This window comes from Methanococcus vannielii SB, assembly GCF_000017165.1.
Classification (GTDB): domain Archaea; phylum AGJL01; class Methanococci; order Methanococcales; family Methanococcaceae; genus Methanococcus; species Methanococcus vannielii.
This window is the reverse complement of the sequence record NC_009634.1, coordinates 1,276,281-1,301,784: the sequence shown is the minus strand read 5'-3', so window position 1 is coordinate 1,301,784 and position 25,504 is coordinate 1,276,281. Positions and strand designations below refer to the sequence as shown.

The 25,504-nt window shown below is 31.0% G+C and carries 33 protein-coding genes; 19 read left to right on the top strand and 14 right to left on the bottom strand.

Going from position 1 to position 25,504, the window contains the following annotated elements:
• The first annotated feature begins 92 nt into the window (after nt 1-92).
• The 7 genes from MEVAN_RS06585 (at nt 93) to hisH (ending at nt 4,491) form a co-directional block, all read left to right on the top strand.
• Nucleotides 93-710 (top strand): DUF2067 family protein, encoded by a 618-nt coding sequence (locus tag MEVAN_RS06585; protein WP_012066087.1) that lies wholly within the window; start codon nt 93-95, stop codon nt 708-710.
• Entirely contained in the window at nt 707-994 is a 288-nt protein-coding gene (locus MEVAN_RS06580) for a DNA-directed RNA polymerase subunit L (protein ID WP_012066086.1), read from the top strand. Before MEVAN_RS06585 ends, MEVAN_RS06580 begins: the two co-directional genes overlap by 4 nt.
• Nucleotides 995-1,155: 161 nt before the next feature.
• Nucleotides 1,156-1,797, top strand: coding sequence for a 50S ribosomal protein L1 (locus MEVAN_RS06575; RefSeq protein ID WP_012066085.1), 642 nt, complete (start codon nt 1,156-1,158; stop codon nt 1,795-1,797).
• Between the two features lie 12 nt (nt 1,798-1,809).
• Entirely contained in the window at nt 1,810-2,820 is a 1,011-nt protein-coding gene (locus MEVAN_RS06570) for a 50S ribosomal protein L10 (protein ID WP_012066084.1), read from the top strand.
• Between the two features lie 74 nt (nt 2,821-2,894).
• Nucleotides 2,895-3,194 carry a 50S ribosomal protein P1 gene (gene rpl12p / locus MEVAN_RS06565; RefSeq protein WP_012066083.1) on the top strand — a complete coding sequence of 100 codons (300 nt, stop codon included), beginning with the start codon at nt 2,895-2,897 and terminating at the stop codon, nt 3,192-3,194.
• Between the two features lie 127 nt (nt 3,195-3,321).
• Complete coding sequence (locus MEVAN_RS06560) at nt 3,322-3,867, top strand: TATA-box-binding protein (protein WP_012066082.1); 546 nt, start codon at nt 3,322-3,324, stop codon at nt 3,865-3,867.
• Between the two features lie 12 nt (nt 3,868-3,879).
• Nucleotides 3,880-4,491 (top strand): imidazole glycerol phosphate synthase subunit HisH, encoded by a 612-nt coding sequence (gene hisH, locus MEVAN_RS06555; RefSeq protein ID WP_012066081.1) that lies wholly within the window; start codon nt 3,880-3,882, stop codon nt 4,489-4,491.
• A 69-nt stretch (nt 4,492-4,560) separates the two neighbouring features.
• Here the strand turns inward: hisH and MEVAN_RS06550 are convergent, their stop codons facing one another.
• Both MEVAN_RS06550 and MEVAN_RS06545 read right to left on the bottom strand, forming a co-directional pair.
• Nucleotides 4,561-5,448 (bottom strand): PHP-associated domain-containing protein, encoded by an 888-nt coding sequence (locus MEVAN_RS06550; RefSeq protein WP_012066080.1) that lies wholly within the window; start codon nt 5,446-5,448, stop codon nt 4,561-4,563.
• Nucleotides 5,449-5,468: 20 nt separating this feature from the next.
• Nucleotides 5,469-6,986 carry a bifunctional ADP-dependent NAD(P)H-hydrate dehydratase/NAD(P)H-hydrate epimerase gene (locus MEVAN_RS06545; RefSeq protein WP_012066079.1) on the bottom strand — a complete coding sequence of 506 codons (1,518 nt, stop codon included), beginning with the start codon at nt 6,984-6,986 and terminating at the stop codon, nt 5,469-5,471.
• Between the two features lie 220 nt (nt 6,987-7,206).
• Here MEVAN_RS06545 and MEVAN_RS06540 point away from each other — a divergent pair, with 220 nt between their 5' ends.
• Nucleotides 7,207-9,327, top strand: a complete 2,121-nt coding sequence (locus MEVAN_RS06540) for an acetate--CoA ligase family protein (RefSeq protein ID WP_012066078.1) — start codon at nt 7,207-7,209, stop codon at nt 9,325-9,327.
• 116 nt (nt 9,328-9,443) lie between these two features.
• Here the strand turns inward: MEVAN_RS06540 and MEVAN_RS09065 are convergent, their stop codons facing one another.
• Entirely contained in the window at nt 9,444-9,740 is a 297-nt protein-coding gene (locus tag MEVAN_RS09065) for an iron-sulfur cluster biosynthesis family protein (RefSeq protein WP_255296112.1), read from the bottom strand.
• A 171-nt stretch (nt 9,741-9,911) separates the two neighbouring features.
• On the opposite strand from MEVAN_RS09065, the gene psmA reads away from it, so the two are divergent.
• The 10 genes from psmA to MEVAN_RS06490 all read left to right on the top strand — a co-directional run bounded on the left by psmA (nt 9,912) and on the right by MEVAN_RS06490 (nt 14,891).
• Nucleotides 9,912-10,691, top strand: a complete 780-nt coding sequence (psmA, locus tag MEVAN_RS06535) for an archaeal proteasome endopeptidase complex subunit alpha (RefSeq protein ID WP_012066076.1) — start codon at nt 9,912-9,914, stop codon at nt 10,689-10,691.
• 98 nt (nt 10,692-10,789) lie between these two features.
• On the top strand, nt 10,790-11,494 hold the full coding sequence (locus tag MEVAN_RS06530; RefSeq protein ID WP_012066075.1) for a ribosome assembly factor SBDS: 705 nt from the start codon (nt 10,790-10,792) through the stop codon (nt 11,492-11,494).
• Nucleotides 11,495-11,523: 29 nt separating this feature from the next.
• Nucleotides 11,524-11,814, top strand: a complete 291-nt coding sequence (rpl37A, locus tag MEVAN_RS06525) for a 50S ribosomal protein L37Ae (RefSeq protein WP_012066074.1) — start codon at nt 11,524-11,526, stop codon at nt 11,812-11,814.
• A gap of 55 nt (nt 11,815-11,869) precedes the next feature.
• Nucleotides 11,870-12,010 carry a DNA-directed RNA polymerase subunit P gene (locus MEVAN_RS06520; RefSeq protein WP_012066073.1) on the top strand — a complete coding sequence of 47 codons (141 nt, stop codon included), beginning with the start codon at nt 11,870-11,872 and terminating at the stop codon, nt 12,008-12,010.
• Entirely contained in the window at nt 12,010-12,501 is a 492-nt protein-coding gene (locus tag MEVAN_RS06515; RefSeq protein ID WP_012066072.1) for an rRNA maturation protein, read from the top strand. Before MEVAN_RS06520 ends, MEVAN_RS06515 begins: the two co-directional genes overlap by 1 nt.
• 8 nt (nt 12,502-12,509) lie before the next feature.
• Nucleotides 12,510-12,779: a KEOPS complex subunit Pcc1 gene (locus MEVAN_RS06510; protein WP_012066071.1), complete on the top strand. Its 270-nt coding sequence runs from the start codon at nt 12,510-12,512 to the stop codon at nt 12,777-12,779.
• 56 nt (nt 12,780-12,835) lie between these two features.
• The gene (locus tag MEVAN_RS06505) at nt 12,836-13,177 is read left to right on the top strand and encodes a prefoldin subunit beta (RefSeq protein ID WP_012066070.1); all 342 of its coding nucleotides are present in this window, start codon (nt 12,836-12,838) and stop codon (nt 13,175-13,177) included.
• A gap of 45 nt (nt 13,178-13,222) precedes the next feature.
• On the top strand, nt 13,223-14,227 hold the full coding sequence (locus MEVAN_RS06500; protein WP_012066069.1) for a DHH family phosphoesterase: 1,005 nt from the start codon (nt 13,223-13,225) through the stop codon (nt 14,225-14,227).
• A gap of 1 nt (nt 14,228) precedes the next feature.
• Nucleotides 14,229-14,609, top strand: coding sequence for a dihydroneopterin aldolase family protein (locus tag MEVAN_RS06495; RefSeq protein WP_012066068.1), 381 nt, complete (start codon nt 14,229-14,231; stop codon nt 14,607-14,609).
• A 9-nt stretch (nt 14,610-14,618) separates the two neighbouring features.
• Nucleotides 14,619-14,891: a hypothetical protein gene (locus MEVAN_RS06490; protein WP_012066067.1), complete on the top strand. Its 273-nt coding sequence runs from the start codon at nt 14,619-14,621 to the stop codon at nt 14,889-14,891.
• 22 nt (nt 14,892-14,913) lie between these two features.
• On the opposite strand, the gene MEVAN_RS06485 is transcribed toward MEVAN_RS06490, so the two are convergent.
• The 11 genes from MEVAN_RS06485 to MEVAN_RS06435 all read right to left on the bottom strand — a co-directional run bounded on the left by MEVAN_RS06485 (nt 14,914) and on the right by MEVAN_RS06435 (nt 24,602).
• Nucleotides 14,914-16,761 (bottom strand): DUF2341 domain-containing protein, encoded by a 1,848-nt coding sequence (locus tag MEVAN_RS06485; RefSeq protein WP_012066066.1) that lies wholly within the window; start codon nt 16,759-16,761, stop codon nt 14,914-14,916.
• Between the two features lie 9 nt (nt 16,762-16,770).
• Nucleotides 16,771-17,295 carry a hypothetical protein gene (locus MEVAN_RS06480; RefSeq protein WP_012066065.1) on the bottom strand — a complete coding sequence of 175 codons (525 nt, stop codon included), beginning with the start codon at nt 17,293-17,295 and terminating at the stop codon, nt 16,771-16,773.
• A gap of 9 nt (nt 17,296-17,304) precedes the next feature.
• The gene (locus tag MEVAN_RS06475; RefSeq protein WP_012066064.1) at nt 17,305-19,179 is read right to left on the bottom strand and encodes a DUF2341 domain-containing protein; all 1,875 of its coding nucleotides are present in this window, start codon (nt 19,177-19,179) and stop codon (nt 17,305-17,307) included.
• A 1-nt stretch (nt 19,180) separates the two neighbouring features.
• Nucleotides 19,181-19,669, bottom strand: a complete 489-nt coding sequence (locus MEVAN_RS06470; RefSeq protein ID WP_012066063.1) for a hypothetical protein — start codon at nt 19,667-19,669, stop codon at nt 19,181-19,183.
• Nucleotides 19,670-19,762: 93 nt separating this feature from the next.
• Nucleotides 19,763-20,215, bottom strand: coding sequence for a hypothetical protein (locus MEVAN_RS06465; RefSeq protein ID WP_012066062.1), 453 nt, complete (start codon nt 20,213-20,215; stop codon nt 19,763-19,765).
• Complete coding sequence (locus MEVAN_RS06460; protein ID WP_012066061.1) at nt 20,193-20,609, bottom strand: class III signal peptide-containing protein; 417 nt, start codon at nt 20,607-20,609, stop codon at nt 20,193-20,195. The genes MEVAN_RS06465 and MEVAN_RS06460 overlap by 23 nt, the downstream gene beginning before the upstream one ends.
• Before the next feature lie 45 nt (nt 20,610-20,654).
• Nucleotides 20,655-21,512 (bottom strand): hypothetical protein, encoded by an 858-nt coding sequence (locus tag MEVAN_RS06455; RefSeq protein ID WP_012066060.1) that lies wholly within the window; start codon nt 21,510-21,512, stop codon nt 20,655-20,657.
• Nucleotides 21,513-22,661: a DUF515 domain-containing protein gene (locus MEVAN_RS06450; RefSeq protein ID WP_048059168.1), complete on the bottom strand. Its 1,149-nt coding sequence runs from the start codon at nt 22,659-22,661 to the stop codon at nt 21,513-21,515.
• A 134-nt stretch (nt 22,662-22,795) separates the two neighbouring features.
• Nucleotides 22,796-23,179, bottom strand: coding sequence for a class III signal peptide-containing protein (locus MEVAN_RS06445; protein ID WP_012066058.1), 384 nt, complete (start codon nt 23,177-23,179; stop codon nt 22,796-22,798).
• A 1-nt stretch (nt 23,180) separates the two neighbouring features.
• Nucleotides 23,181-24,221: an A24 family peptidase C-terminal domain-containing protein gene (locus tag MEVAN_RS06440; RefSeq protein ID WP_012066057.1), complete on the bottom strand. Its 1,041-nt coding sequence runs from the start codon at nt 24,219-24,221 to the stop codon at nt 23,181-23,183.
• Nucleotides 24,222-24,233: 12 nt separating this feature from the next.
• Nucleotides 24,234-24,602, bottom strand: a complete 369-nt coding sequence (locus tag MEVAN_RS06435; protein ID WP_012066056.1) for a cysteine-rich small domain-containing protein — start codon at nt 24,600-24,602, stop codon at nt 24,234-24,236.
• Between the two features lie 191 nt (nt 24,603-24,793).
• Between MEVAN_RS06435 and MEVAN_RS06430 the strand changes: the two genes are divergently transcribed.
• A complete protein-coding gene (locus tag MEVAN_RS06430; RefSeq protein ID WP_012066055.1) occupies nt 24,794-25,480 on the top strand; it encodes an HDIG domain-containing metalloprotein in 687 nt (228 codons plus the stop codon).
• Nucleotides 25,481-25,504 lie beyond the last annotated feature (24 nt).

Here is a 25,504-nt window from a genome sequence, read left to right as displayed (position 1 = left end):
TGTGTCTAAACAGTTTTTCATTATAATCTTATTAAATTAATATGATTTTATGAGAAATGATTTATGAGATGAGGGAATTTTTGGTGAGATAAGTGAAAAAAATAATTTCTATAAAGGGTACTGAAAAAGAAGTAATCGAAATATGTGAAAGAATATCAAAAATGGGCATAGATTATTCTTTTGATGCTAAAGCCAATTATTCGGAAAATAAAGCATATAATAGTGCACGAATAAAAATATTTGGTGAAGATAAGAATAAATTGGTTGAAGATTATAAAAATATTCTTTCAATAATTGAGCATGTCCATAATAAATATAATGTGGACGTAAAAGGGTTATATGAATACAAATTAAGTGATTTGAAATACCCTGTAAATAAAGACCTAGTTCTAGACACCCTAAGTGCACTTAAAATTAATTTTAAATATTTAAAAGATGAAAACGTAATCAAGTGTGAATTAAAAGTCGAAGAGTTAAATGACATTTTGAAAAACATACTCGAAATATATTCCGAACTAAACGTTTATAAACTCGGATCAAAACCTGTTAAAAATGTATTAGCGCTTGCTTCATATATTACAGGAAATGATGTTAACATATTACTTGAAAAAGGCCTAGAAAAAGAATTATTTCGGGAAGAAAACGAAAAAATCGTCCTGAATAAGGATATAGATTTAACAAGAAAAGAACTTTTGAGTGTGAAAAAATGAGTTATATTAATATTATTGAAAAAAGCGAAAATTCTATAGAATTGGAACTTGTTAACGATGATCATTCATTAAGTAATGCATTAAAAGAATCATTGCTTTCAAAAAAAGGAGTTGTAATTGCATCTTATGGTGTAGAACATCCAGTTTTACACCCTGAAACAGGAAGATATATCTCAAACCCAACATTAGTCCTAAAAACTGAAGGGGTACTTGCAGAAAAAGTTTTAAAAGAAGCTTTAAGGGACATAATTGACCTTTGTAGTAATTGTTTAGAAGAATTATAACCTTTATACCCAACTACGATTCTTATAAAAAAATATCATTTATAAACTCTTTTTTAAGTATATTTAAACCTCAGTAACTTATTTATAATATGTAACAATAGTACGTATGCTCCATGTATAGATCGCATTGGTGCGGTTAAATAATTACAGGAGGCAACAACATGGACAGTGCACAAATACAAAAAGCAGTGAAGGAGGCTCGAACTCTCGCTAAGCCGCGAAACTTCACACAGTCCGTTGATCTTATTGTAAACTTGAAAGAGTTAGATCTTACAAGACCTGAAAACAGGTTGAAAGAACAGATCGTCTTACCTAGCGGAAAAGGTAAGGACACTAAGATCGCTGTGATTGCAAAAGGTGACTTAGCGGCACAGGCAGCAGAAATGGGCCTCACTGTAATAAGACAGGAAGAATTAGAAGAATTAGGTAAAAATAAAAAAGCAGCTAAAAGAATTGCTAACGAGCACGGATTCTTTATTGCTCAAGCAGACATGATGCCATTGGTAGGTAAATCATTAGGTCCAGTTCTAGGCCCTAGGGGTAAAATGCCACAACCAGTGCCTGGAAATGCAAATTTGGCTCCATTGGTTGCTAGATTCAAAAAAACAGTAGCCATAAATACAAGGGATAAATCGTTATTCCAAGTATACATTGGAACTGAAGCTATGAGTGATGAAGAAATCGCTGCAAATGCGGAAGCAATTTTAAACGTAGTGGCTAAAAAATACGAAAAAGGCCTCTACCACGTAAAGAGTGCATTTACAAAACTCACTATGGGTGCAGCAGCCCCCATATCAAAATAAGGGGTTGAAAGTATGATCGACGCAAAATCAGAGCATAAAATTGCCCCTTGGAAAATTGAAGAAGTTAATGCATTAAAAGAATTACTTAAAAGTGCGAATGTTATTGCATTAATTGACATGATGGAAGTTCCTGCAGTACAGCTCCAAGAAATTAGGGACAAAATCAGAGACCAAATGACATTAAAAATGTCAAGAAACACTTTGATTAAAAGAGCAGTTGAGGAAGTTGCTGAAGAAACTGGCAACCCTGAATTTGCTAAATTAGTAGATTACTTGGACAAAGGGGCGGCAATCGTTGTTACAGAAATGAATCCGTTCAAATTATTTAAAACACTTGAAGAAAGTAAAAGTCCTGCTCCAATAAAAGGAGGCGCTATTGCACCATGCGATATCGAAGTTAAATCCGGTTCAACTGGAATGCCACCGGGGCCATTTTTAAGTGAATTAAAGGCAGTTGGAATCCCGGCTGCAATCGATAAAGGTAAAATTGGAATTAAAGAAGACAAAGTCGTTGCAAAAGAAGGCGATGTAATATCACCTAAACTTGCAGTAGTACTTTCTGCATTAGGTATTAAACCAGTTACAGTTGGTTTGAACGTTCTCGGAGTTTACGAAGAAGGTGTAATCTATACATCCGATGTATTAAGAATCGATGAAGAAGAATTCTTAGGTAAACTTCAAAAAGCGTACACTAACGCATTTAATTTATCAGTTAATGCGGTTATACCTACGAGTGCAACAATTGAAACAATTGTTCAAAAAGCATTCAACGATGCAAAAGCAGTATCCGTTGAAAGTGCATTCATAACAGAAAAAACTGCTGATGCAATCCTTGGAAAAGCTCATGCTCAAATGATTGCAGTTGCTAAATTAGCTGGCGATGAAGCATTAGATGATGACTTAAAAGAACAAATCTCATCCAGTGCAGTAGTAGCTACTGAAGAAGCTCCAAAAGCAGAAACTAAGAAGGAAGAGAAAAAAGAAGAAGCTGCTCCTGCTGCAGGTCTTGGATTACTCTTCTAAAATTTTACCGAAAAAAATATATATGGAAATAAATAATTTCAAAAAAGAGTTCATACATCTTGGAGGTGTACTTTATGGAATACATATACGCAGCATTATTATTAAATTCAGCAAACAAAGAAGTAACCGAAGAAGCAGTTAAAGCAGTTTTAGTTGCAGGCGGTATCGAAGCTAACGATGCTAGAGTTAAAGCATTAGTTGCAGCATTGGAAGGCGTTGACATTGCAGAAGCTATCGCAAAAGCTGCTATCGCACCAGTTGCAGCTGCTGCTCCTGTTGCAGCTGCTGCTGCTCCAGCTGAAGTTAAAAAAGAAGAAAAGAAGGAAGACACAACGGCTGCTGCAGCTGCAGGTCTTGGCGCTTTATTCATGTAATAAAGCTAAATTCCATTCTTTTTATTTTACCAAAATTAATTTATATATTTAAATGTATAAACTATATATAAATATTTATATACTATATAAATAGAAAAATATAGCATATATATAAACTGGTGAAAGAATGGAGCCTGAAATTAAGATTGTAAACGTGGTTGTATCCACCCAGATAGGTACTGATATCGATTTAGAATATGCTGCGGACATTTTAGATAACGCAGAATATGAACCAGAACAATTTCCAGGATTAGTTTGTAGATTGAGTGATCCTAAGGTTGCACTTTTAATATTTAGAAGTGGCAAATTAAATTGTACGGGTGCAAAAAGTAAAGAAGATGCGGAAATTGCAATTAAAAAAATAATAAAAGAACTAAAGGAAGCTGGAATGGAAATTATAGATAATCCCGTAGTAAGTGTACAAAACATGGTTGCAACAACAGAACTTGGTATGGAACCAAATTTAGATGATATTTCAACCTTAGAATGCACCGAATACGAACCTGAGCAGTTCCCAGGTCTTGTTTATAGATTAAGCGACCCTAAAGTAGTAGTACTAATATTTGGCAGTGGAAAAGTCGTAATTACGGGTTTAAAAGTAATTGAAGATGCATATATTGCATTTGACAAAATATCTGCAACATTAAAAGAATTAGAACAGGAATTATATTAAAACGGGATATTCGTGATTGCAATAATTGACTACAATGCGGGAAACTTAAGAAGTATTGAAAAGGCTTTTGAACTTTACACTAAAGATATAATTGTTACAAATGATCCTGAAACCATATTTAGCGCAGATAAACTAATTTTACCAGGAGTTGGAAATTTCGGAGATTCAATGAAAAATCTAGCTCAAAAAACTGGCGATTATTCTTTAATTGAAGTAATAAGTCGCTGCGTTGGTAAAGTACCTTTTTTAGGCATATGTCTTGGTATGCAACTACTTTTAGATAGGAGCGAAGAACAAAAAGAAATTTCAGGACTAAAAGTTATAAATGGGGACGTAATTAGGTTTAAAAATGTTCGAAAAATCCCCCATATGGGCTGGAATACTGTAAATCAAGTAAAAGACATCCCGATTTTTGAAGGAATAAATAATAATGAATATTTTTATTTCGTACACTCCTACCATGTAAATCCAGTAGATAACAGTACAATTTCTGGAATTACCGATTACGTTTACGAATTTCCATCAGTATTAACTAAAGGAAACATCTATGCAACACAATTTCATCCTGAAAAAAGTGGTAAAAACGGGCTAAAAATGATAGAAAATTTCGTAGAATTGATTTAATACTTATAAACAACTTAAAAACTACTAAAAAGAATTACAATTAAATAAATTTTAATTAAAATTCTATAATTAAATAACTTCTTTTAATTTTTGTTTAGCTTTTTTCTTAAGATACATATTTCCTAAAACCCCTGCAACAATTGGAAGTGGGGTTCCAATATAAACTAACCCTCCAAATGCAGCTATTCCTTTTTTAAACTGCGAACCATTGTATTTTAAAATCTGGTCTTCTTTTTTTACCATCGATTTTATAAGTGCCTTTTCTGATGCATAGATAACATTATAACTCCAAAGAATTATGTCTGAAAGGGGTGTAGGGCTTCCTTCAAACGTTGTTTTCCTATTTTTTATTGCATAATATAAATCATCTGCAGAATTTCCAGTAAATTTAGTGTTTCCGTTTCCAATCATCCTAGCTAAATGTGCATCACTATTTCCTAAAAATGCAAAGGGGGATTTATGATAGTTTTTGATAACCTTTTCTAGTGCAATGTTGTTTACTATACCATCCCTATGGTATGCATTATAAACTTCAATTCCGTCAAGTTTAAGTTCAAAAATTCTGTCACCTAATGCTTCACATATCGGACTATAAGGATGAGGGCATATAGAAAGTCCGCCCTGTTCACGAATTTTATCAATAGTTTCTTCAGGAGATAGTCTTTTTGGAATGTCTTCATTTAAGAAAAGTCCCAATATTTCCCCTTCTGTTGACATTATCTCGCTACCGACAACAACCTCAATACCGAACTCTTTTTCAAATTTCTTTGTTTCAAGTGCCCCTTTTATAGAATTATGATCCGTAACTGCAATAACATCCATATTATTGGCTTTTGCATATTTCATAACTTTTAAGGGTTCTTCAACAGAATCAGGAAATTTTAAACCCATATATTTCATCATTCCCGAATACTTAGTATGGATATGCAAATCAGCCCTAGAAATTTCTTTTTCCATGAGTTCCCTCGGAATATTAATTATAGTAGTTCTTTTAATGTGTAAGAAAGATTATCTACAATATCTATAGAATTGTAAAAATACCCCTTACTTTCAAGTAATTTATCGCCACAGTAACCATTTATATAGGCGCCCGCACATGCAGACAGGAATGCATCATTAGTTGCATAAATTGCACCAATAAGTCCGCATAAAATATCTCCGGTGCCTCCTTTAGTCATTCCGGGGTTTCCAGTAATGTTTAATTTAATATTTTCTGAATCAAATATTATATCATAACTTCCTTTTAAAACTACCGTTGACTTAAAGTCTGGAGTCGATATATATCTTTCCATATACTCAAATTCTCGCTTATGGGGGGTAAAGATAAAGTTTGGCTTAAATTCAAAACTATTGTAATCTATTAATTTTATTGCATCTGCATCAATAACTACTTTTCTATTTAGTCCGGTTATGTAGGAGTTTATAAAATCCCCTGTATCATCGTTTAAAGATATTCCATTACCTAAAACAATGCAGTCAAATTTTTTAGAATAATCTAAGAGGTTATCTAAATGATTTAAATTAATAAAATCTCCAAGTAGTTCATAGGGAATTAATTCAGGGAAATTTCTAATTGTTTTTATAACTTTTGAAACTGAAGCTACAGATACAATGTCAGAAAGTTTAGATGCTGAAAGAGCAGACAGAACAGGAGCCCCGTGATATTCACTAGAACCGCCAATTACGAGAACTTTGCCATTTTGACCCTTATGAGAACTTTTTTTTATTTTTTTCTGGCTTAGTTGATTTAAGTCCCCTTGCCCAATGGTATACTCGATATATTTTGGAATTCCAATTGATTTTATAATAAAATTCTTGCAATTATTGTTGGTCTTTTTCTTATGCAAAATTACTTCAATGTCCGAATTTAAATTTCCTGTTTGAATATCAACACTTAAAATCTTTAATTTTTCATAATATTTAGATTTTAAAACGTTTAAAAAATCAACAATCATCTGATAAGGGTTTTTTAACTTTCCAGAACTACCTGTTCCAAGCATCGCATCGACTAAAAGAATATTTCCTAATTTTAGGTCTTTTTCAAGTAAAGACATAATTTCCATTACATTTTCACTATTTAATACATTATAATAATCCAAATTTCCAAAAAAACTAATATCTTTTACTATTTTAAAATTTTCATTACTTTCAGGTGACTTTATGTTCTTTTCATCCCCAATAAATACAAGGGAAGTTTCTAAAATATTTGAAAGATGTCTTGTAATAACAAAGCCGTCTCCACCATTGTTTCCAGTACCGCAAAAAACATATGCTTTTGAAAATTTAAAATCCAGCTTCATTATTTCTTCAAATATTAAAGTACCAGAATTCTCCATTAATTTAGATTTAGGTAATCCAAAATATTTTGAATTTTCGTCAATTAAAGAAATTTCATTTGCAGTTAAAACGGATTTTTCATATATTTTCAATTTTTCTTTTAACAAATTAAATTTCGAAAATACCTCTGGATTTTGACTTAAATGATTTATAACCATAAAATCACCCAAAACAGCCTTTTTGTCCATATAATTTAATAATATAGATTTTTCAAAAAATACTTATATGCTCTAAGATAATTATGTATTCAATATAATGATTAAATATTTGTTAAAACTTGATTAAAATATAACTGATTAATTATAAAAAATAGTTATTAACCGATAACCTATAAATAGAGTATTTAAATGCCTGTTTAATTTTTTAAGAGGGGATTTTTTGAGCGAACTTGAAGGAATATTCAACCCAAAATCCGTTGCATTGATTGGTGCAACAGAAACAGAAGGAAAAGTTGGTCAATCCGTAATGAAAAATTTAATGAAATTTAAAGAACACGGCGGAAAACTATTTCCTGTGAATAGAAAATACAATGAAATTTATGGAATTAAATGTTACAATTCTATTTTGAATATTGAAGATGCAATTGACCTAGTAATTTTAGCAATACCTGCAGAATACACCGTTGATGCAATGGAGGAATGCGGAAAAAAAGGCATAAAATCTGCAATAATAATTACCGCAGGATTTTCGGAATCAGATAATAAAGATTTAGAACTTAAACTAAAAAATGTAATCGATAAATATAAAATTAGAACAATTGGGCCAAACTGTCTTGGGGTTATCAACCTCTACAGTAATCTTAATGCTTCGTTTAGTAAAGAATTTTCAAAAATAGGAAATATTGCATTTATATCTCAAAGTGGAGCTATTTTAACTGCATTACTTGATATTGCAGAGTATTCCAATTTAGGTTTTTCAAAAATAGTTAGCATGGGAAATAAAATTGATATTCAAGAGGATGAAATATTAAGGTACCTTGAAAATGACCCCAATACAAAAGTAATTGCCCTTTACATTGAAGGATTAAAAGACGGAAAATTTATTTCTGCTGCAAAAAGAATTTCAAGAAAAAAGCCAGTTATAGTATTAAAAAGCGGAAGGTCTAAAGAAGGTGCAAAAGCAGTATCCTCACATACTGGAAGTCTTGCTGGAAATTCCGAAGTATATAATGCAGCATTTAAAAAAAGCCGTGTTTTTAACGTTGAAGGCTTTGAAGACCTTGTAAACCTTTTAAAAATATTTTCAGTCCAACCCCGTATGAAGTCAAATCGAATTGCCGTTGTAACAAATGCGGGGGGATTTGGAGTTTTAGCAGCTGATTCTGTTGATAAATACGGACTTGAACTTGCAAAATTTTCTAAAGAGACGGTTTTAGAATTAAAAAAATATTTACCCGAAACGTCCAAAATTTCAAATCCGCTTGATTTAATTGGTGATGCAGATGTTGAAAGATACCGGCATGCATTTGAATTAATTGAAAAAGACAAAAATATTGACGGTTTACTGGTGATACTAACTCCACAAGGAATGACTGATTCATTAGGAGTTTCAAGGGAACTTGTAAAGCTTAAAAACTACATGATATGTAAAAATGAAAAAATGCCAATTGTTGCATCTTTTGTAGGCGGAGGTTCAGTGATGGAATCTAGAAGTTACCTACAAGAAAAAGGAATTCCAGCATTTATATGCCCGGAACTTGCAGTTAAAGCTTTAGCATGTTTATACCGGCAAAGTATATTACGTGACAAATATGACAGTCCAGAATATCTAAATAAAATTAGAAAAGAAGTTTCAAGTGTTAAAAAAGATAATCACGTCTTAATTAAAGAATTACTTGAAAATCCAAATGAAAGTAACTCAAAAGAATTTTTAAAGTTAAACGGTTTTAATATTCCTAAAAAGTTTGTTGCAAAATCGGTTGAAGAAGCTGAAACTTACGCTAAAAGTTTAGGAAAAGTTGTAATGAAAGTTGTTTCATCAAACATACCGCATAAATCTGACGCAGGCTGTGTAATAATAAATCCTGCGAATATTAAAGAGGCTTTTGAAACTATTATTAAAAATGGAGAAAAGTATCTAAGTGAAAAAAATGTTGATGGAATAATCGATGGCGTTTTAGTGGAAGAATATATTTTAGGAAAAGAAATAATAATAGGCGCAAAAAGAGACCCCGTATTTGGCCCTGTTGTTATGACAGGACTTGGAGGAATATTTGTAGAGGTTTTAAAGGACGTGTCTTTTGGAATTTCACCAATAACTGAAGAGTATGCAGAAGAAATTATAAAGTCTTTAAAATCCTACAAGATACTTGAGGGAGTCAGGGGCGAAAAAAGAAGCGATATAAATTACTTAAAAGAACTTATGGTTCGAGTTGGCGTTTTAATGGAAGTTTACAATGAAATACTTGAAATCGATATTAACCCTGCATTTATAAAAGAAGAAGGCCACGGGGGAATTGTTGGGGATGCCTTAATCGTCATTCAAAATAAGTTAAAGTAAATTATAATCTAAATTAAATTTAATAAAATAACATCGGTAAATTACAACGATTAAAAAAATTAAAAAAATAAATATTAATGGCGGTTAAGTTATTAATCCTGATTTCAGGTTTTTAATTAACAGCAGCCGCCAGCTCCCTTAACTGCAAGGTATTTACCACTAAATACGGACTTTTTAACAATTATATAGACTTCATTTAATACCTGTTTTGCCATTTTATCAATATAGATATTAAATTCGCCTTCAAAAATTTTTTCATCCGTATCCATGATTTTGCTTGCTACATCTATTCCAAATTTAGGCCCTCCTCAGCCGAAGCCCTCAAAAAAAACTATAATATCCTTTTTATTAGCATTTTTTAATTTTTCGGAAATAAATTCCAATGCTTCATCGGATATAGTTACAGGTATCATAATTTCACCTTCCTATATGTAAATACATTAGATTTTCTAATATATTAATATTGTTAGACAAGAAATTCAGTATAAAAAGGATAGATATATATAAAAATTCATTAAAAAGTAGTAATTATATCCGTTGATTTTTAATTTAAAATTAATAATTTAAACAGAGGAGGAAATTACATGCAACAAATGGTTCCAGCATCAGGATACGATAGGGCAATAACCATATTCAGCCCAGAAGGACGACTTTACCAGGTAGAATATGCACGAGAAGCCGTAAGGCGAGGAACTACTGCGGTAGGCATTAAATGTAAAGACGGTGTTGTTTTAGCCGTTGACAGAAGAATTACAAGTAAATTAATTGATGTTTCATCAATTGAAAAGATATTTCAAATTGACGACCATATTGTAGCTGCTACATCAGGTCTGGTTGCTGATGCAAGAGTTTTAATTGATAGGGCAAGGGTTGAAGCTCAAGTAAATAGAATATCATATGGCGAAGCGATTACTGTCGAAGCACTTGCAAAAAAAATCTGCGATATTAAACAAGCGTATACTCACCACGGAGGTGCAAGGCCTTTTGGTTTGGCACTTTTGATAACCGGAATTGATAGACACAGTGCAAGGCTCTTTGAAACTGACCCTAGTGGAGCTTTAATTGAATACAAAGCTACTGCAATCGGTTCAGGACGGCCTGTTGCAATGGAAATTCTTGAAGAAAAATACGACGAAAATATGAGCGTTAGTGAAGGTATGGAACTTGCAATTTACGCTTTAAGTAAAACTACTGAAGAATTAAAGCCTGAAAATATAGACATGGCAATTGTAAAAGATACCGGAAAATTGGTCGAAAAAATAACTGTTTTTGAAATTGAAAAAATTGTAAAAAAAGTATATGATAAAATAAAAGTAGAAAACGAAGAGGCTGAAAAAAAGAAGGCTACTGAAAATATAGAATAGAAATAATCTCCTCAAATTATGCTAATTTTGTAATAAAATCTTATATTCGTGTTTTGTTTAATGCGTGGAAAGGTATATAAATAAAAGAGGGGATACATATGGTGTCATTGGACAATGCTGTTATAGCACGACTTCAATCACATGGGGAAAAATTCGAAATACTCGTTGATCCATATTTGGCAGCCAAATTTAAAGAAGGTCAGCCAATAGCAATATCGGAAATCTTAGCTGCTGAGGCAGTCTACAAGGACTCTGGAAAGGGAGAAAAAGTTCCAGATGAAATGCTACTAAAGATTTTTGAAACGATAAACCCTTTGGAAATAGCAGAACAGATTTTAATAAAAGGACAGGTCCAGTTAACCGCCAATCAAAGGAAAGAAATACATGAACAAAAGCGAAAACAGATCGTGTCATTGATTTCAAGAAACACGATTAACCCCCAGACTGATGCTCCCCATCCGCCAAAAAGGATTGAAAATGCTATGGAAGAAGCCAGAATTAGCGTTGATATTTATAAAAGCGCTGAAGAACAGGTCCCTAAAATTATAAAGGAATTGAGGAAACTTTTACCCATTAAGTTTGAAAAAAGGGATATTGTAGTTAAAATCCCTGGTGAATTTGCAGGGACTGCATACCATACAATTCATGAATACGGCAGTACCAAACAGGAAGAATGGTCGGGGGACGGCTCCCTTGTTTTTGTAATTGAAATTCCAAGCGGTATCGAAAGTGAATTTTACTTACACTTAAATAAACTTACGAAAGGAACTGTTCAAACAAAAGTACTTAAAAAATACGACTAATCAATTTGCGGATAGAAACAGGTGAAATAATGGTAGAATTTAGCCACACAAAGAAAATTGGTTCAGCTGGAAGATTCGGACCAAGATACGGTAGAAAAATCAGAGTAAGATTAAGAGACGTTGAAATTAAACAGAACAAAGAATACAAGTGCCCTGTTTGTGCATTCCCTAAATTAAAAAGAGCAGGAACTTCAATTTGGGTATGTGACAAATGCGGTGCAAAAATTGCAGGTGGCGCATACACTCCAGAAACCGGTGCTGGTAAGGTAGTTACAAAGGCTATCCGAAGAGTTATCGAAAGTAAAAGTAGAGAAATTTAATTTAATTATTTTTAAACCATTTATTTTTATTTTAAGCTTTTTTTAGGTGGTATTTATGGCAGAGTACAGGTGTTCCAACTGCGGAAAAATCGTCACTCTTGAGGAAATTGGATTAAAGGCAAAATGCCCTCACTGTAGTAACAGGGTATTGATAAAATTGAGGCCCAGAGTAGTCAAGAAAGTACAGGCTAGATAATGATAATTACAACTTCAAGAAAACCTTCACAGCGTACTAGAAGTTTTGTAAATGACCTTGCAAGAGTTTTCAACTTTGAAGTCCAAAATCGGGGCAAAGTTGCTCTCTCAGAAATTGTAGAAAATAAAAAGGATATTGTAATCATTGAGGAATTTAAAGGAAACCCTGCAAGGTTAAAATTATACGATTTTAAGCTAAATAAAATTTTATCAATGAATATTTCTTTAAAACTGCAAAGGGAAGTTTCAGGAAAAGTTTTTAAAACATCTGGAAATATTGGTTCACTCTTCGATAAAAAAACAGAGCACTTAAAAGGCTTATTTTACGATTTCCTATTTAGCAAATTAAAGTACGATGAATGTAATTTTAGTACCGCATTGCACTTTAAATACGTTGATAGTTCCACATTTTATATTGAAATCCATGATGGTTTGGAAAATATCGGCCCAAGTATAAAAGTAAAAACCGTTGTTTTGATGGATATTGAATAGTTGAAAAAATGAACTGTAAAAATATCAGTAACCTGCCAAAATTCGATTTGGAACTGGTTTTTGAAAATCCAAAAAAAGCCGAAATTATCTTTAATTCTGTTTTTTTAGAGCATAGTGACTCACAAATAAAATCAAAATGTGAAATGAGCTTAGATAATTGCGTAATAAAAATAGTTTGTGTTTCAGATGAATTAAGCATTTTAAAAGCATCCATTTATTCATACCTTCGTTGGATAAACGTTGCAGAAGGTATATATAAACTAACTGAAAATGAATAATAGTCGATAAATAAAATGAGTTTAAAAATGATTAAATTAAAAAGAGGATTGAAATCATGGAATTACCTCCAAATGTTCAAAATCAGTTAATGCAGTTTCAACAGCTTCAACAACAGTTACAAATGATAATGTATCAAAAACAGCAGTTTGAAACCCAGTTAAAAGAAATGGAAAAAGCCGTTGAAGAAATGGAAAAGTCAACTTCAGACGAAGTATTCAAAATGGCAGGCGGAATACTCGTTAAAAGAAATAAAGATGAAGTAAAAGAAGAATTAAGCGAAAAAATGGAAACAATGAAGTTAAGAGTTGCAACTTTTGAAAAACAGGAAGAAAAGATGCAGAAAAGATACGCCGAATTACAAGAAAACCTTCAAAAGGTTATCGGTCAAGGCCATTAATTTCTATTTTTAATATATATTAATTATTTTTTTAGGGTTCTCGTTATGAAAAAAGATTTAGAAATTTTAAAAGATTATTTAAAAGAAGAAGATATTTTACTATTATGCCACCATAACGCTGATCCCGATGCAGTTTGTGCTGCAATTGGTTTAAAATACCTTGCAAACAGTTTTTCGAAAAAAAAATTGAAAGAAAAAAACGTGAGAATATCAGCTGACTCCGTAAGCAAACTTTCAAGAGCTATTTTAACCGAATTAAATGAGGATATCGAAATTATCGAGTATCCAAAATTACCAAAAACCGTTTTTTTAATTGATACTTCATCTTTAAATCAAATTACAGTAAATAAAAAAGATTTTTTAAATTCAGACGTAATTTTAATTGACCACCATAGAAAAACAGATTTATCAAGCCTTTGTAAGGTTTTAATTGTTGATGAAAATTCAACTTCAACTTGCGAAATCGTTTCAGATATTTTTCGGGAAATGAATATATATCCTCCAAAAAATATTCGAACTGCACTTCTTTTAGGGATATTGTACGATACAAAACATTTAAAGCTTGCAAAAGAATCAACATTTAACACTATTTCATGGCTTATAAAAGAAATCAGTTTTCAAAAAATACTATATCTTTTAAGTCAGGAAAGTGACCCAAGTAAAAGAATTGCCCATTTAAAGTCATGTAGTAGAATGGAAATAATCGATTTGGGAAATTATGTAATTTCAATTTCAAATGCAAGTTCACATGAAGCATCGTGTGCAAAAACTATTGTAAGTATTGGTGCGGATGTTTCATTTGTTGTTGCCGCAAGAAAAAAAGATAAAGAAATACGAGTGAGTGTTAGGAGTAGAAAGTCAGTTTCAAAAAAAGTTCATATGGGAAGTTTGATGGAAAAAGTTGCTAAAAAGTTAGGTGGTGAAGGCGGAGGCCATGAAGAAGCTGCTGGACTAAATGCACCATGGAACAAGGAAATATCAAAAGAAGAAGCAGTAAAAGAAGTACTTTCGATATGTATAGAAACACTTAAAGAAGAATTAAGGTGTTAAAATGGCAGAAAAAAAACTTGAAAATAGTGAAATTTTTAATTCATATTTTAAAAATCTAACTGAAAGAGAAAGAGCCGTTTTTGAAGGAGGAATATCTCTTGGGGCATTATTTCACCAGTTTGTTGGAACTCCAGTAAGTAATAAAACTAAAAAAAGTTTAGAACTTGCAATTTCAGAATCCTTAAAAAACCAGCCATTTATTAAAGACATTTCTGTTTCAATTATTCTTGATATTGAAGAAGGAAAATATGTATCCCTTGATGGAAACATGCTTGATGTATCGTTAACGGTAAATACAAAAGAAGAAGAAAATTCAGTAATTTTACGATTAAAATACATTAAAGAACTTGATTACCCTTTGATGTATGTTGAAAAAATTTAAGGTGGAAAAATGATTAATGTTGCAGTTCCAATGGATATGGATGCTATTTCAAGCGTTAAATCTGCAAATTATTTCTTAATATTTAAAATTTCAGAAAAAGAAGTGGTTGATACAAAGACTGTACTATCCTTTGAAGAAATGCTAAAAGAAAAACCTAACGCAATTATTTTAAATGAACAGAAAAAATTAAACGCTAAATTTGAAAGTTATTTTTGCGAATTTGAAGACGTCGATAAATGCATTTTGGAATTTATCGAAGGAAAATTAGAAAAAATTGAATAAGATTTATTTTTAATTTATTTTTTTAATAACCCATTAATTTAATTCCATAGCCAAGGTTCCATGTTTTAACGTCTTTTCCGGCAAGCCTGTCTATTATTGAAGGATAGCCATCTGCTTCTTCATAATAAATGCTGTAATCTGTTGAAAGCGTATATTTTGTTCCATCTGACCTTTTTGGTGAAATGTAGTTTAAACCTATTGTTTTTGATAAGGGGTAAACTTTTGATGTAGGTTCAATTGCTGCATATTTTCTAACACGAAAATTATCAAAGTATATGTTTTGGGTATTAGTACCACCTCTAGAAGTACCAATTGCAAAGTAGCTACCGTATTGATTATTAGAATTAACAGTAGTTGTAATCATCCAATTAGGTTCATTTTGAAGTATGTAATTTGCATTGGTAACATATTTTCCAGAAACAGTATTTCCAACAATTTGAACTTTTGTTCTGTACCAGATATTTTTTTGAGGCGTATTTGATGAAGAACTTGTAACTTGTGGCCTAGTTACATAGCTTATTTCTGAAGGTATTCCTGAAGGTATACCCGTAACTGTTTTAACAGGTTCTGTTCTAGATATTATAAGGTATTGACGATCATTGTAATTTGAAGACGAACGCCATGATACTTCCCCCCCACTAATATGTAAAGCGTGGTTACTTCCAGAGTTTACTCTGCCACCAAGATCTAATGAATAATAAGCATCAGGGTGTCTTGTAGTGTAGCCATAGTACTGAGGATTCCCAAAAAATCCAAGAAATGTGTATGCCACATTATTTCCACTTTGAGTATGCATGCCCTTAGAATCAACTTCTATAGTATAATTAGTTAAACTGATATTATTTCTTGAAATCATTCTTGAAACTGCGGGAGCATTTAAACACTGTACCATTTTTTGATTGTATTTACTATTTTGAAAAGGATTGTCACTAGAAGCATAAGTCCATGTTCCACGAGTTTCTGTCCATTTTGTGTACTTTGAATTTGTATCTTCAAAATCATCAAACATTTCAAATACTAAGTTTCCGTTACTTTCTGAAATTTTTGGATATGTTGATACTATGTAAATTGAAGTATTTGTATTTTGAGGCATTTCTGGAACTTTTAGCCATAATATTGATATTCGTTCTTTATTAGTTGTAACATTGTAATCCCATAATTCAACCCAGTATGGAACATAATTTCCGTTACTATCAAAAAATCTAAGCCCTTCTCCAGTTGGTTCGACTGCATAATTAAAATTGGTACTATTAAAGACCACCTTTACCTGAAAATCATTTAAAATCTGATTATTTGGATTTGATACATTTATTATTCCAACGTAAGTCGGTTTAATGTATTGGTACGAATCAAGTACCGTTTTTGCAGTTGAATACTTAAAAGAAGAGATATTTTGCTCCTTAAAAACATTTCCATCATTTCTATCGATTTTATAGTAGAAATCATAATTTATTTTAAATGTAAAACCATCAACCATTGAAATATTTGTTATATTAAAATTATAAGTTACATTGTAGCCTGATTTTGAATATTCACTTGTTACATTTTCAATATAATTTTTGACTATCGTTTTTTCAGTTTCATTTTTTAAATAGAATAATACATCTTCAGGAGTGCTAAAAAACGGATTTGAATTTCCACCATTATAGCGCCCTATATTCTCAAGTTGTGCATCATTTAAAGCTTTATTAAATATTACTGGAATTGAAGTTTCAATTACATGTTCTAATGAAGAAGATTTTAAATCTATTGAAGACGCTTCCATTTCTGTTAAAACTTGATTTCGCTGTAAATCAAGAGTGTGGTAAGTAAGAGTTGCTGTAAGCATTAAAATTAAAACAAGAGTAGTAGTACTTTGAGATAGATACATTAAATCACCTTAACTACCGTATACCTTTAAAAAAACCTTTACGGGCTCACTATTATTAAAATAATAAATTGATTTTTTATATTCTCCTGAAACACTGTTATAAGCATTTAATTCCGAAAAATATGGCCCTTTGACAGTAATTGCCCCATTAGTATTCCATGCTACCCCATACCAACCTTCAGTCCTATTCATAATAACCACTGATGAAGCAATTACAATATTTTGGTTTTGATTATTTCCTTTGGATAAAACTACCTCATCACCGATTATAAATTCATAGTTTTTAACGGAAATCCTATTTGATAAAAGGGAATTTGCAAGCTGATTTTCATTATTATTCATTAAAAGAATTGCGGTTTCAACAGTTCCATCAGAAATTATTGTTTTTAAATCATGTGATGCCTTACCATGTAATATGTTTGATTTTACAACGTCTTGGTAACCTCCAGTATGTTCAACTAGAGATGTTGTAAAAAATGCCATACCAATAGTAAGAATTACTACTGCAATTACTAAATCACTGTCAAATATCATTAAAACACCTTAGCTGTCCATATCTAAAATACAAGAAATTTCATATTGTCTTAATTTTAAAACATAAAATGTAGCTTCACTATCGTAATTTATTGTTAATGTTATATTTGCATTGTTTGTAGCATTTAAAAGCTTTATTTCATTTGGTTCATAGTATTCCCAGTTATTTGTTGAAATAACTTTTCCAAAGTTTGTGATTTTATCGTTTGTAGTGCTAGCTATTTCAAAAGGAACGCCATTAACTAAAAATTTGGTATTTGAATTTGTATTTGATTTTATAGATATATTTGAAAGTGTTGATGGCCTTCTTACTGCAAAGTAAAGTATTTCTCCAGAATTTATTGATTCAGTAACTGATTTTACATTTGAATATCTCCACGTTTTGACTGGAACATATAAGTTTCTTGTTTTTACATAAGTATTTGGAGTTACCGTATAATTATATTCTATTTCTACAAGATTTACATTTGATGAAAGAATATTTGGAATTCCTTCAAAATTATATTTTAAAACGTCTACTGCATTTTGCCCTGCATTGTATTCTAGCATTTCGTAAACGTCTACATTAATATTTGGAGCATACTTTCTAACTTTGATGTTATCAAACCAAAATTCTTCATCGTGGGTTCCTTGTGCAGCCCCAATTAAAATATAATTACCTTGAACGTTTGAGTTTGGAATATTAGGTGTTAAAAAATTTGAATTAGTATTTGAATTAGTATTTAAATTTGGATTTGGATCGCCCATATAACCATTATTAAACTCCCATAATGAAACATCACACCGTTTATTGTTATTATTTCGATATCCTAAAATATATTTATGGTAATACCATACGTTATTTCCGGTAAACATTGAAGAATATATTGGGGATTGGTCATAATTTCTACTTATTGAAAGTACCTGATAGTCTCCAGTAAATGAATTATAACACCGTATGTTATTAACAGTAGTGCCTGCATTTGAATAAAATCCAATCATTGTATCGGGACTATCCGCTTGTCCTGTTGATGCACCAGCATATCCTTTTGCAAGCCCTTCCAATATATAAATATCGTTATTACCTACATTCAAAGGATTTGAAGACCGTAAACTCATTTTTCCCTGGCTATTTGGTGCTACATAGGCCACACGATTTATACCTGAGCCGCCATTATAAAACGAAAGTTCGGAAGATTGAGGGGTACTCCATGTTCCCCTTAAATTAGTCCATTTTGAAAGGCCGTTTTCAAAATCATCAAAAAATATAAATGTATTTTCACCGTTACTTTGATACGAACCAGCTTGATTTCTCCTAAGTTCAACTGTTGTAACGGAATTTTTTGGAAGGCTATTTACTTTTATCCATATTCTTGCTTCTTTATTATACTCCCATGTTTCTATCCAATAATTAAGTTGTGTGTTCCCATTCCAAAAACTGATACCGGATCCATCTGTTGAAAAATCAAAGTTAAAATTTGATGGATTTAGTACTACGAAAACCTGAAAGTCGGTTAAATCAGTTGTTCCAGGGTTAGTTATGTTTATATCGTAATGCCATGTTTCAGTATATGAAAATTGCTGTTCATTTAGTGCATTTGGGTCAAACGTTCCAGGAATTTTATCCAATCCATAATATCGATTAGATACGGACTTTAAAAAATTCATATAGTCTGGAACGTATGAATTTGATGGAAGTTCGTGCATTTTAAATAACATATCCGAAACTAAATTTGCTTTTTCAAATCGTTCAATATCTCTTTTATGCTCCTGATTTGTTAAATTAACGTGAGTAAATGTAAAGTAACCCATGTAAAATACTGCAACAAATATAATTACAACAGCTACAGCTTCATAAGTAAAAACATATCCACGATTTGATTTTAATTTTGATTTTAAAGTCATATTATCCCTTAAATTTTTTTAAAATAAACAGGATTAAAATTGCTGGTAAAATATTCATCGGTAAATTTATCGGGAGTTTTAGTAAAGATTTAGGCGGTTCTGAAATTTGAATGTTTCTAAGCCTTAAAGATACCGTATATCCATTTGGAATATCAGAAACAATTTTTAGTTCATTGTTGCCATTTTTTAATATATTTGAAACATCCTTTGAGATACTTGACCTTTGATTTCCCCGCATATGGGTTTCAATTTCATTATCATTAAGATAAACTGTAGCAGTGAAAGATTCATTTAACGTTCCCCAAGGACTATACGATAGGAGATAGGTATAATTTTCCACCTTATGAATATTAAAAGACTTAACTACTATCGTATTAGTCGAACTTACGGTTAGATCTCCTAAATTTAATGCATTTACGGATGAAAATAGCATTAAAGATAATAATACTGTAATTAAAAATTTGAATACTATTGGCTTTTTTTGAAACATGTTTAGCACTTAAAATGTTTTTTACTAATCAATTAATATAAGTAATCTAAATTATAAATTTAGCCATTTGAATTTTAAAATTTAAAAAAGATTTTATTTAATATTCACTCTTAATTTCTTTGAAACGTAAAAGTGTCCAAAAGATATGTTTACATTATTTAATGGAATTGAATTTGATACATCATCTACATTTGAACCTGTTATATTTACAAAATTTCCTGTTAGACTAGATTCTGGCCTAAAAATAATATCTGTTGTAGAATTTACATGGATAGATTTATTTGAAATATGTATTGTATAATTTAAGTTACCAACAGGTTCAAAGGTTGCATTGATTGTTACATCTTTAGCATATGCAGTAATTGCATAATTTTCAAAGGTATCTAAAATTGAATGTCCTCTTTCAGCAACTTCAGATTCCCTAAAATTTTTTGCCATATTCAGTACGTTTTGACCCATAAATGCAAAAACAACTAATAAAAAAAGTACTGCAAGAATGAAATCAAATGAAAACTGGCCCTTCTTAGCTGATATTAACTTGTACATAACTATCCTTCCTTTCTAGTTCAACAGTTATTATTTTTAACGTTGGAACAGTATAACTAAAAGAACTGCTACCATCGCTCTTTTTTACCCCTATTGAAGTAGTTGTTGAAATGTTAAACCCATCTCCAACTACATTAATTGATTTATTATTAAATTCCCATTTTGAAGATGGTGATTTTACATATACTAGTTTTAAAGACCCTTCATCAGATACTGAAAGCATTTCAACGTTACTTTTAACCTTTGAAAGTGCAGCATGTGCTAAACTTGCAGAAGATAATTCTACTGTCTTTGTAAGTCCAAATACTCCTGGAGTCATTGTAGAGATTACAATTGCTACAAGAAGTGCGAGAAATAAAATAATAAATTCGACTGAAACCTGTCCTTTTGACATTGTAACATACCCCATCAAAAAATTAAAAAAGATTAACTCAAAAGATTAAATCCATTGTATGTTATAATTCTGATTCTTTTCATACCAATACATTTGGTAAAAAAAGTCAAATTCATTTCCAGATGATGTAGTATAAACTATTGCTGGAACATCAAAAATGTTATAACTTATTCCAAAATCAAGTATCGGTACAAGGGAATTATCAAGTAGTGCTAAACCATAATTACTTGTCTCTTTGTGTCCAAAAATATAATCCGAATATGAATCAACCCACCGGTTAAGTGAGTACCTACCGGTAAATTTATCAAATCTACTGTAGTCTTTTAAAACTACAGGTGCAGGAACGATTATACTCATTACTTCAGTATCTCTTTTTTTAATTGAACCTGTTACGGTAAGCTTAAAATTGTCAATTTTTATCCCTGTCTGTTTTGATGCAGGAATTAGTTCATTTAAATCGATAAGTTGAGTTTTGGGATAGATTGAAGGGCCAACAATTTCCATTGTTCTTGTAACTCCGTCGCCATCTTCATTTTCAGTTGATAGCGTATCTGTACGGTTAGAATACATCTTAAAATTTACTTTTGTATATGGGTATAGCCAAAAACCCTTTTGACCATTTAGTTCAGCCATTGGAGAGATATCTACGGTAATTTTGTCTCTTACATCACTAGTTTCCCCACTTGTTAATTTAACAAAATTTTTTGATGATCTTAAATCTTTTGTAACATATTCTATTTCTTCAGGAACCGATATAAATACTGAATAAGGGTACAAGTTTGTAATTTCCCCGTCTAATATCCAATAAGTTTCAACTGATGCAACTGTTGTTTGTGCAGTTATATTCTGAACCATAATTGAAAAAAATAAAATTATGAGTATATATTTAAAAGCTGCCTTCATCTAGTTACCACCTGCTGCTTTTACAATGTATAAGTCTTCACTTTTTTGTGAAACAATTGCAGAAACCGATTCTGATGGTACTGCTATAATTAACATATATTTTACATTTTCATCAAATATCTGAGTATTTTCTGAAATTTTATTAAGTTTTTCCCCGTATCGCCCAAATTTTTCGTTTACGGTTGCAATATCTAACTTATCCGCTGCTGTTGCATGTAAAACGCCAGGCAGATTATTTAAACTGTAAGAAATTGAAGATGTGGTTTCAAGGTTTGATGAAACATCATCATCAGTTATTTTATTTGATACTGCCCGTTCTTCACTGTACCCGATATTTGGAAGAATTACATATGAACTATCAATTATCGCATAGCCCATAGGGGATTCAGGAGTATTTTTATTATATATTAAAACCGAATCTCCTGAAAGTGGCATTTTACCACATTGTTTTGAAGATACTGTAACAGTGAGCTTATTTAAATTTGAAACAGGAGTTATTGTAAACTCTTTTAACTGCATTATGCCCATTGATTTTGTTATATCTAAAACATTTTCTTTTGTCATAAAGTAAGATTGTCCTGCCATTTTAACATAGAAATAATTGTCACCAGAACCTATTGTCCTTTGAAGAGACCGTTCAAGAATTTCTTTTATTTCTTCTTCAACATTTGCTTGTTTAAATAGAGTATCTACTTCTGACGTAGTCTTTGCATCATTTATTTTTCTTTCGAGTTCATTTGCTTTTAAACTACTCCTATAGTATTCCCCATACATACTCTTAATCTGATCTACTGCAAGTGCCTTATAACGTTTTATTTGTAAGTAATCCCTTACTTCAGAAAGTATTTTTGAAATATCGTTTTTATTACTACTTTGCTGAACCTGAATTATATAAGATATTTTTTGCGGATCATTTGGGTATTCAAAAAATAGCTTGTCGATAGTATCAATTGCAACTTCTTTATTATACGTTAACTCCTCTACTTCTCTATTTTTTGCAGTAAAATAAATATTATAAACTTCAAAAACTACAATAACCGAAACTACAAGAACTAACGCTATTCTAAGTTGTTTTGGAGGTATTCTAGAAGACTTTTTTGATTTAGTTTTTAAACTCTTTAATTTATCACTATATTCCTCAGCAGGCATAAAATCCCTCCCGTAATAAACGATAACAACAAAATCAATATTATGTGGGTAATATATGGATATTATATGTATTAAAACCATCTTTTAAATATATTATCAATTGAATTTGGAATTAAACGTCATTAAAAATTAATTTATGAATTTAAAGTTGATAAAGTTATGTTAAACTTAGTATTATCAATATTTTGACTATTTACTACATAATTAACTATAAAATTAGATACAAAGTTAAGCGAAGAAGTATTTATCAAATATAATGTAACATTATATTTTCCACCGGATTCTTCAAAAGTCATACCTGCATAAATTACAGTTCCATTAACATGTGTTCCATTATATCCAGAATTTACAAGTGAAACAGCTGTTTTTGCCCCCAAATCAATTTTATCAAGTGTTCTTGTGTCTTCACTAAATGAATCCCCTAAAAAGTATGAGAGAGTTATTGTAGACATTAAAAGTACTGCAAGAACTATTATTGAAAATTCAAAGGATATTTGCCCTTTTAAATTTTTAAACATTTTACCCTCCAAAATAGCTTGTAATTCCTAAACTATGCCCAATAATTACAATATATGCCAGTAACACAAATGGTACAAATGGATACGTCGTTAAAACATTTAATTCATTGTTAATTTTACCTTCATCGTGCATTTTAATTAAAAATTCTATATCTTTTTGAGAAAGGCCTTCTCCATCAGTCATTAAAGTTTTTTCCAATGAGTTTCCCATTTCTTGACTTACCATTTGCTTAAATCGCTTGAAAAGATTTGCATTTTCTACAAATACTTCCCCACTATCTTTAATCGTGATAATATCTCTTAAAATATCCCCTTCCCTTAGTTCAGGTATTGATTTTTTTGAGGATATTTCTGCACCAGTTAAAGCATATATAACAAGCGAAATTAAAGAAAGCTGCCCTACAGAAACTAAAAATAAACTAATAACGTTTTCCTGAATAAAATAAACCTTATCAAAAATATATACTCCTAAAAGATAAATTGGTGCTAAATAACCTATTTTCTTTGAAATTAGGTTGTATTTTGGAATTTTTCTAGATATAAATATTGAAAAAATTACGTAGATCCAGAGTATAGTTTTTGTATAAGGAAACCCATATGTTTCTGTGATAAATACGATTATCCCAACAAGCATTGCAAGATATGACGCTGAAGGAAGAATCTCCTTCCAGTAACTTTTCAATATTTTTGTCATCGGGAAAAACGCTGCAAAAGCTGCACTTAACCCAATTAGTATCAAAATATACTTTGGTATAAAATAAAAAGTTTCTGATGCAAATAATGGCGAAAGAACAGTAAATAATTTAACATCTCCCCCGCCCATGCCGATACCAAGTATTAAACATAACAAAAGAGTTGCAAAAAAGGACGTAATCGCATCAAATCCAAATAAATAGTATCCAATAGGTGCATTAACAATTAACATTAAAATTATAACAAAATGAGGAATTATTCTTTCTTTTATATCCGTTACAGTTGAAATTAATATCAGTAAAAAATTAAATATATAGGCAATAAAAAGTAAGTTATTTGGTTCAAACATGATTTTTCCCTTTTATATCGCATTACTCTTTCCAAGCTTTTTTTCTATTTTGTTTTTTATTTGCATTAAAAGTTCCCTATTTTCAAGGTAGTCAATTGAACATTCAGTCGTCTTATCAAGGGTTAGCTCGGTAATTTCCCTTAAAATTTCCGCTGCAATGTCGGGTTTATGAATCCAGTTACATTTCATGCAGCTCCATATTAATGTTCCGTCTTTTCTTTTAACAAATTCTCCTAAAACTTCATCTTCGCATGGATAAAATGGACAATAGCACCATAAACACGATTGATTGTTGTAGTGGCAGGGGTAATATTCACAATCTCGATTTGCACTACATGTTGAAAGAATTTTTTTCAAATGGTTTTTTGCAAGACCATGCATAACTGCACCCCGTTGTTAAAATATTTTTGAATAATATTTGAATTTTTTATTTATATCAAATACTTAGAACTATAAAGTTCATAACCCTAATTTTTATTGAAAATCCCTTACTTTACAAAATTTTGAGCATATCGAATGAAATATATAGTAATTTAATCTATTTATTGTTTTATATTCTTCGAGGTGGATTAATGAATAAACTTATTTTGCTTGCAAGGAAAATTGAAAATGAAATTTTAAGGGAAAAAGTAATATCATTTATTGAAAATCCTGCGTCAACACATTCTGAAATAAAAGAAAGCGGAATCAGTATTAAAAACTCTCCTGCAAGTATCAAAAGGCATCATAAGTACGAGGGCGGGTTAATCGAACATACTGCATCAGTAGTAACGCTTTCTTTGAAAATAGCCGAAGCACTTCGAGAAACTTATGGAATTATTCCAGATAGTGATTTATTGATTTCGGGGGCAATACTTCATGACTTAATGAAACCCCAAAATTATCAAACAAATAACGAAAAATTTGACCATGTTTCAGATTCTAATTTAGAACATTTGACCCTTTGTGTGTCAGAGCTTTATAAGCGAGATTTTCCACTTAATGTTATAAAAGTTGTTGCAAGTCATCACGGAGAACACGGCCCAGTTAGTCCAGATTCAATTGAAGCATGGATTATACATTACGCTGACAATATAGATGCATCACTTAACGATATTGCGGTTAAAATATGCCAAGCTAGGGCACGAGAGTTTGGAATTGATGATAGTGCAATCTATAAAAAAGTAACTCCGTTAAAAGCTTATGAAATGCGTTCAAAATCCGGTAAAGATAAATTAAAAGAATTTTTGAAAGAACAGTTAGAAATAACGGAAGAATAATTAAAATAAAGTTATAACTTGAAA

What these genes read in the sequence shown, in the direction of transcription:
- MEVAN_RS06580 (WP_012066086.1), top strand. Translation starts at nt 707, where the DNA reads ATGAGTTATATTAATATTATTGAAAAAAGCGAAAATTCTATAGAATTG.
- MEVAN_RS06575 (WP_012066085.1), top strand. Translation starts at nt 1,156, where the DNA reads ATGGACAGTGCACAAATACAAAAAGCAGTGAAGGAGGCTCGAACTCTC.
- MEVAN_RS06570 (WP_012066084.1), top strand. Translation starts at nt 1,810, where the DNA reads ATGATCGACGCAAAATCAGAGCATAAAATTGCCCCTTGGAAAATTGAA.
- rpl12p (WP_012066083.1), top strand. Translation starts at nt 2,895, where the DNA reads ATGGAATACATATACGCAGCATTATTATTAAATTCAGCAAACAAAGAA.
- MEVAN_RS06560 (WP_012066082.1), top strand. Translation starts at nt 3,322, where the DNA reads ATGGAGCCTGAAATTAAGATTGTAAACGTGGTTGTATCCACCCAGATA.
- MEVAN_RS06550 (WP_012066080.1), bottom strand. Translation starts at nt 5,448, where the DNA reads ATGGAAAAAGAAATTTCTAGGGCTGATTTGCATATCCATACTAAGTAT.
- MEVAN_RS06545 (WP_012066079.1), bottom strand. Translation starts at nt 6,986, where the DNA reads ATGGTTATAAATCATTTAAGTCAAAATCCAGAGGTATTTTCGAAATTT.
- psmA (WP_012066076.1), top strand. Translation starts at nt 9,912, where the DNA reads ATGCAACAAATGGTTCCAGCATCAGGATACGATAGGGCAATAACCATA.
- MEVAN_RS06530 (WP_012066075.1), top strand. Translation starts at nt 10,790, where the DNA reads ATGGTGTCATTGGACAATGCTGTTATAGCACGACTTCAATCACATGGG.
- rpl37A (WP_012066074.1), top strand. Translation starts at nt 11,524, where the DNA reads ATGGTAGAATTTAGCCACACAAAGAAAATTGGTTCAGCTGGAAGATTC.
- MEVAN_RS06520 (WP_012066073.1), top strand. Translation starts at nt 11,870, where the DNA reads ATGGCAGAGTACAGGTGTTCCAACTGCGGAAAAATCGTCACTCTTGAG.
- MEVAN_RS06515 (WP_012066072.1), top strand. Translation starts at nt 12,010, where the DNA reads ATGATAATTACAACTTCAAGAAAACCTTCACAGCGTACTAGAAGTTTT.
- MEVAN_RS06510 (WP_012066071.1), top strand. Translation starts at nt 12,510, where the DNA reads ATGAACTGTAAAAATATCAGTAACCTGCCAAAATTCGATTTGGAACTG.
- MEVAN_RS06505 (WP_012066070.1), top strand. Translation starts at nt 12,836, where the DNA reads ATGGAATTACCTCCAAATGTTCAAAATCAGTTAATGCAGTTTCAACAG.
- MEVAN_RS06500 (WP_012066069.1), top strand. Translation starts at nt 13,223, where the DNA reads ATGAAAAAAGATTTAGAAATTTTAAAAGATTATTTAAAAGAAGAAGAT.
- MEVAN_RS06495 (WP_012066068.1), top strand. Translation starts at nt 14,229, where the DNA reads ATGGCAGAAAAAAAACTTGAAAATAGTGAAATTTTTAATTCATATTTT.
- MEVAN_RS06490 (WP_012066067.1), top strand. Translation starts at nt 14,619, where the DNA reads ATGATTAATGTTGCAGTTCCAATGGATATGGATGCTATTTCAAGCGTT.
- MEVAN_RS06485 (WP_012066066.1), bottom strand. Translation starts at nt 16,761, where the DNA reads ATGTATCTATCTCAAAGTACTACTACTCTTGTTTTAATTTTAATGCTT.
- MEVAN_RS06480 (WP_012066065.1), bottom strand. Translation starts at nt 17,295, where the DNA reads ATGATATTTGACAGTGATTTAGTAATTGCAGTAGTAATTCTTACTATT.
- MEVAN_RS06475 (WP_012066064.1), bottom strand. Translation starts at nt 19,179, where the DNA reads ATGACTTTAAAATCAAAATTAAAATCAAATCGTGGATATGTTTTTACT.
- MEVAN_RS06470 (WP_012066063.1), bottom strand. Translation starts at nt 19,669, where the DNA reads ATGTTTCAAAAAAAGCCAATAGTATTCAAATTTTTAATTACAGTATTA.
- MEVAN_RS06465 (WP_012066062.1), bottom strand. Translation starts at nt 20,215, where the DNA reads ATGTACAAGTTAATATCAGCTAAGAAGGGCCAGTTTTCATTTGATTTC.
- MEVAN_RS06460 (WP_012066061.1), bottom strand. Translation starts at nt 20,609, where the DNA reads ATGTCAAAAGGACAGGTTTCAGTCGAATTTATTATTTTATTTCTCGCA.
- MEVAN_RS06455 (WP_012066060.1), bottom strand. Translation starts at nt 21,512, where the DNA reads ATGAAGGCAGCTTTTAAATATATACTCATAATTTTATTTTTTTCAATT.
- MEVAN_RS06450 (WP_048059168.1), bottom strand. Translation starts at nt 22,661, where the DNA reads ATGCCTGCTGAGGAATATAGTGATAAATTAAAGAGTTTAAAAACTAAA.
- MEVAN_RS06445 (WP_012066058.1), bottom strand. Translation starts at nt 23,179, where the DNA reads ATGTTTAAAAATTTAAAAGGGCAAATATCCTTTGAATTTTCAATAATA.
- MEVAN_RS06440 (WP_012066057.1), bottom strand. Translation starts at nt 24,221, where the DNA reads ATGTTTGAACCAAATAACTTACTTTTTATTGCCTATATATTTAATTTT.
- MEVAN_RS06435 (WP_012066056.1), bottom strand. Translation starts at nt 24,602, where the DNA reads ATGCATGGTCTTGCAAAAAACCATTTGAAAAAAATTCTTTCAACATGT.
- MEVAN_RS06430 (WP_012066055.1), top strand. Translation starts at nt 24,794, where the DNA reads ATGAATAAACTTATTTTGCTTGCAAGGAAAATTGAAAATGAAATTTTA.